Source organism: Pseudarthrobacter sp. AL07 (genome assembly GCF_029960665.1).
In the GTDB taxonomy this organism is placed as follows: Bacteria; Actinomycetota; Actinomycetes; order Actinomycetales; family Micrococcaceae; genus Arthrobacter.
Genome location: NZ_JASBRB010000078.1, coordinates 1 through 1159, shown reverse-complemented (window position 1 = coordinate 1159; position 1159 = coordinate 1). Strand labels below are relative to the sequence as shown.

Here is a 1159-nt window from a genome sequence, read left to right as displayed (position 1 = left end):
GGCCTCGGAAGTCACGCGCGCCAACCCCGGCTACACCCTGCATTCGGAAGAGCCCAAAAACGCCCAGGAAAAACTCGTGGATCGGATCGCGGCGGGGCGCGTAGCCGGCGGCCATGATCTGGAGCGCAGGACAGAACGGCTCGGCCTTAATTTCGATGCAAGGCACACCGTTGTCATTTGTCTCCGCGGTGTGCTGGGAACCGGTAATGGGCACCAGCCATTGCAGGCAGTTGCGCCGGTTGACAGGCTGAAGCTGGCTTTCGAACTCAGCTGTGAGGAATTGCGTCTGCCGATGATTTCCCAAACAGGCCGCACACTAAGGGTCCGTGGTGTGGTTGGCCTCTCCACGGCAGAGGATGTGGAGACTCTCCAACGGCTGGGGATCCTCATCCGCCAAAAGTTGTCGGGCATCGGCCACGGGGTGCGGCTGGCTGCGATCGGATTGGCTCGCCACGGCGATCAACCCTGGGAACTGCGCGAGGCGTTCGAAGGCGCACAACGTGCGGCGTTGGTCAGTGAGGTCGTGGGAGGTGCCGCGCGTTGGGCGGACAAACTCGGATCACTGGGAATACTCGCCGAGGGAGTCACGCACAGTGATGAGGTTTCCCGGCCGTTGATCAACGACGAAACAGCGAAATTCCTACAGGCCATGCTCGAATCTGGCTGGAACAAGGCCTACGCCGCGACGTCACTTCATGTCCAACGCCAAACCATATATAGGCGACTGGAGAGCATCTCTTCCAGCGTCGGACTTGATCTGCAAACTCCGGAAGGACAACTGGAAGCAAGCTTGCTCTTCTGGTCCCACCGCATTAGCAAGCTGGTAAGCGCCGATGGAAATCGCTGGCTCCCACCGTGCTAACCACGAAACTAGATGATTAATTCCGATTGGATTCAGTGGTCGTAGGCGATCAGGGAGCGTTTACGGGTCGCGCCGATGCGCCAGTTGTGCCAGATTCCTGCTGCGGGGGCCAGGAGTCGGGCGGCGACGCGTGCGTAGACGCCTTCGGTGGTTCGGCCGCCGTGTTGTTCGAGGGTGAGCTGGCCCTTGAGGGTGTCGAAGACTGACTCGATCCACTGCCGGATCCCGCCGAGCTCAGGGCTCCAGGGCTCCTGACCGAGCCATTTAATTTGTGGGTGACGTTTCTTTGTTTTTGAT

General features: G+C 60.0%; 1 protein-coding gene and 1 pseudogene. One reads left to right on the top strand and one right to left on the bottom strand.

Annotated features, from left to right (window positions below; all coding sequences use genetic code 11):
- Nucleotides 1-862: helix-turn-helix domain-containing protein (locus tag QK290_RS18455; protein WP_282332122.1), on the top strand; the 862-nt coding region annotated here is incomplete at its 5' end.
- A 32-nt stretch (nt 863-894) separates the two neighbouring features.
- On the opposite strand, the pseudogene QK290_RS18450 reads toward QK290_RS18455, so the two are convergent.
- Nucleotides 895-1159, bottom strand: a pseudogene (locus tag QK290_RS18450) (hypothetical protein); the annotation flags it as partial.